This window comes from Kluyvera sp. CHPC 1.251, from assembly GCF_036759945.1.
Classification (GTDB): Bacteria; Pseudomonadota; Gammaproteobacteria; order Enterobacterales; family Enterobacteriaceae; genus Kluyvera; species Kluyvera sichuanensis.
This window is the reverse complement of sequence record NZ_JAPKIC010000001.1, coordinates 1-2,770: the sequence shown is the minus strand read 5'-3', so window position 1 is coordinate 2,770 and position 2,770 is coordinate 1. Positions and strand designations below refer to the sequence as shown.

3 protein-coding genes and 1 tRNA gene (1 of these 4 cut by a window edge) are annotated in these 2,770 nt (G+C 52.7%); 2 read left to right on the top strand and 2 right to left on the bottom strand.

From position 1 onward, the window contains the following. A tRNA-Ala gene (locus V6940_RS00020) sits at window positions 1-24 on the bottom strand (it extends 152 nt beyond the left edge of the window). A 216-nt stretch (window positions 25-240) separates the two neighbouring features. On the opposite strand from V6940_RS00020, the gene V6940_RS00015 reads away from it, so the two are divergent. Together V6940_RS00015 and V6940_RS00010 are read left to right on the top strand one after the other, a co-directional pair. Then, window positions 241-597, top strand: coding sequence for a YfeC-like transcriptional regulator (locus tag V6940_RS00015; protein ID WP_185669499.1), 357 nt, complete (start codon window positions 241-243; stop codon window positions 595-597). A 9-nt stretch (window positions 598-606) separates the two neighbouring features. Beyond that, a complete protein-coding gene (locus V6940_RS00010; RefSeq protein ID WP_333494363.1) occupies window positions 607-1,011 on the top strand; it encodes a YfeC-like transcriptional regulator in 405 nt (134 codons plus the stop codon). 41 nt (window positions 1,012-1,052) lie between these two features. On the opposite strand, the gene gltX is transcribed toward V6940_RS00010, so the two are convergent. Continuing rightward, window positions 1,053-2,468, bottom strand: coding sequence for a glutamate--tRNA ligase (gltX, locus tag V6940_RS00005; RefSeq protein WP_185669497.1), 1,416 nt, complete (start codon window positions 2,466-2,468; stop codon window positions 1,053-1,055). Window positions 2,469-2,770: the final 302 nt, after the last annotated feature.

Sequence of the window (2,770 nt, the reverse complement as noted above, 5' to 3'; positions counted from 1 at the left end):
CTCTCCCAGCTGAGCTATAGCCCCAACGTAAAGCTGTCGTGTTGACGGGCGGCATAATATGAATTCCCTAACACAGTGTCAACGGCAAAATAGACGAAATAGTTCTAATCGCTGAAAAAGCAGGCAAACGCGCCATATTGCTCGTCTCCTCGCAGGTTGGAGTTAAACCTGTCACGTTTTCTCATAAAACGATGCTATAACATGGACCTGTAATTCCCACACTGCGACTCAGGAAATTGTATGCTCAAGGAACGAATGACGCCGGAGGAGATTGCTCATCTGACGGGATACAGCCGACAAACCATCAACAAATGGGTACGTAAAGAGGGCTGGAAAACGTCACCCCGTCCCGGCGTCCAGGGAGGAAAAGCCCGTCTGGTACACGTTAACGACGAAGTGATGGAATTTATCCATAGCGCCCAGCGCGCCTCTGAGTCTTCGGCGCCCTATGCGGTGAACGGTAGCGATAATCCTTTCCATACGCTGCTGCTGACGCTGGTTGATGAAATGACCGAGGCTGAGCAGAAACAGCTCACATCACTGCTGCTACGGGAAGGGATTAGCGGTTTATTGCAACGTTTAGGAATTCGCGGTTAAACAGTGTCTATGAAAAAACTTCCCGCAAAAATGTCCACGGAAGAGCTGGCCGACATGCTTGGGATGACCCGGCAGACTATCAACCGTTGGATTCGTGAAAAAGAGTGGCATACCGAACCGATGCCCGGCATTAAAGGCGGCCGTGCACGACTTATCTTTATCACCGATGAAGTGATGGATTTTCTGGTGAATACGCCAGCTTTCCGCCAGTTGCCCAACGAAAACCAAATTGATGAACCCGCAGGCAGCTACACGGCCCATGCTTCAGATGCGGTCTGGCGGCAAATTAGCGACGTATTGCAGAACAACATGACGCAGTTGGAGCAAGAGCGTTTGCACCGCCTTTTGGCCCGTGAAGGCATTTGCGGCTTTCTGTCGCGACTCGGGCTGGGTGACCAGAACGATAAGGTATAAAAAAAGCGGGTTTCCCCGCTTTTTTTACATCTGAACGCCGATTACTGCTGGCTTTCACGCTCAGCGATAAACGCCAGCGCCTTGTTGATGCGCTCGATGCTACGGGATTTACCGATCGCATGAACGGTCACGTCCAGGCCTGGTGATTGCCCTGCCCCGGTCACCGCTACGCGCAGCGGCATACCGACTTTACCCATGCCCACTTCCAGCTCATCGGCGGTCGCCTGAATCGCGTGGTGAACGTTTTCAGCGGTCCAGTCGGTAATGGCAGAGATTTTATCACGTACCACTTCCAGCGGCTGACGCGCAACCGGACGCAGGTGTTTCTTCGCAGCGTCCGCATCGAACTCTGCAAAGTCTTCGTAGAAGTAACGGCAGCTCTGCGCCATCTCTTTCAGGGTTTTGCAGCGCTCGCCCAGCAGTTTCACCAGCTCGCTCAGCTGCGGACCCACCCGAGTATCAATATTTTCCTGCTCAATGTGCCACTGCAGGTGCGTCGCCACGTATTCCGGCGCCATCGTATTGATATAGTGGTGGTTCAGCCACTGCAGTTTGTCGGTGTTGAACGCACTGGCGGACTTGCTGACCGCGCCCAGAGAGAAGAACTCGATCATCTCTTCACGGGTGAAGATCTCCTGGTCACCGTGGGACCAGCCCAGACGTACCAGATAGTTCAGCAGCGCTTCCGGCAGATAGCCGTCATCGCGATACTGCATGACGCTGACCGCACCGTGACGTTTGGACAGCTTTTTGCCATCGTCACCGTTGATCATCGACACGTGCGCGTAAACCGGTACCGGCGCGTTCAGCGCTTTCAGGATGTTGATTTGACGCGGGGTGTTGTTGATATGGTCTTCACCACGCACAACGTGGGTAATTTCCATATCCCAGTCATCAACAACCACACAGAAGTTGTAGGTTGGGGAACCGTCGGTACGGCGGATGATCAGATCGTCCAGCTCCTGGTTGCTGAATTCGATCGGCCCACGGATCTGGTCGTCAAAAATAACGGAACCTTCCTGCGGGTTAGCAAAACGCACGACGCACGGCTCATCATCAGCATGATGCTCGTGACCGTGGCGGCAGCGACCGTCGTAACGCGGCTTCTCGCCGTTGGCCATCTGCTCTTCACGCAGCGCTTCCAGACGCTCTTTGGAGCAGTAGCATTTATATGCCGTGCCTGCTTCCAGCATTTCATCAATTACCGCGTTGTAGCGATCGAAACGTTTAGTCTGATAGTACGGGCCTTCATCCCACTCCAGATTCAGCCAGTTCATACCATCCATGATGGCTTCAATGGCCTCCGGCGTTGAGCGCTCGAGATCGGTGTCTTCAATACGCAGCACAAACTCACCTTTATGGTGACGTGCGAAAAGCCAGGAATAAAGAGCAGTACGAGCACCGCCGACGTGCAGATAGCCAGTCGGGCTAGGCGCGAAGCGAGTTTTGATTTTCATGAAATGGCCTTACGTTTATAAACATGCCGACAACCGGCAAATCCTGGAAATAGAAGTGGGCAATATTCTATCACTCCCACTCGGTTGTTCCCACCGCAAGCGTGTGGTTTGCATTTTTTGCATAGAATTCATACACCATAGCGTGTTTTGCGATCACATCGTCTAATTTTACGACGAACAGATAAATTATTTATAAAAGGCGTTGACTCATTTTCAACTCTCCCTATAATGCGACTCCACACAGCGGGGGTGATTAGCTCAGCTGGGAGAGCACCTCCCTTACAAGGAGGGGGTCGGCGGTT

Coding starts and splice junctions, on each gene's coding strand:
- V6940_RS00015 (WP_185669499.1), top strand. CDS start 241: ATGCTCAAGGAACGAATGACGCCGGAGGAGATTGCTCATCTGACGGGA.
- V6940_RS00010 (WP_333494363.1), top strand. CDS start 607: ATGAAAAAACTTCCCGCAAAAATGTCCACGGAAGAGCTGGCCGACATG.
- gltX (WP_185669497.1), bottom strand. CDS start 2,468: ATGAAAATCAAAACTCGCTTCGCGCCTAGCCCGACTGGCTATCTGCAC.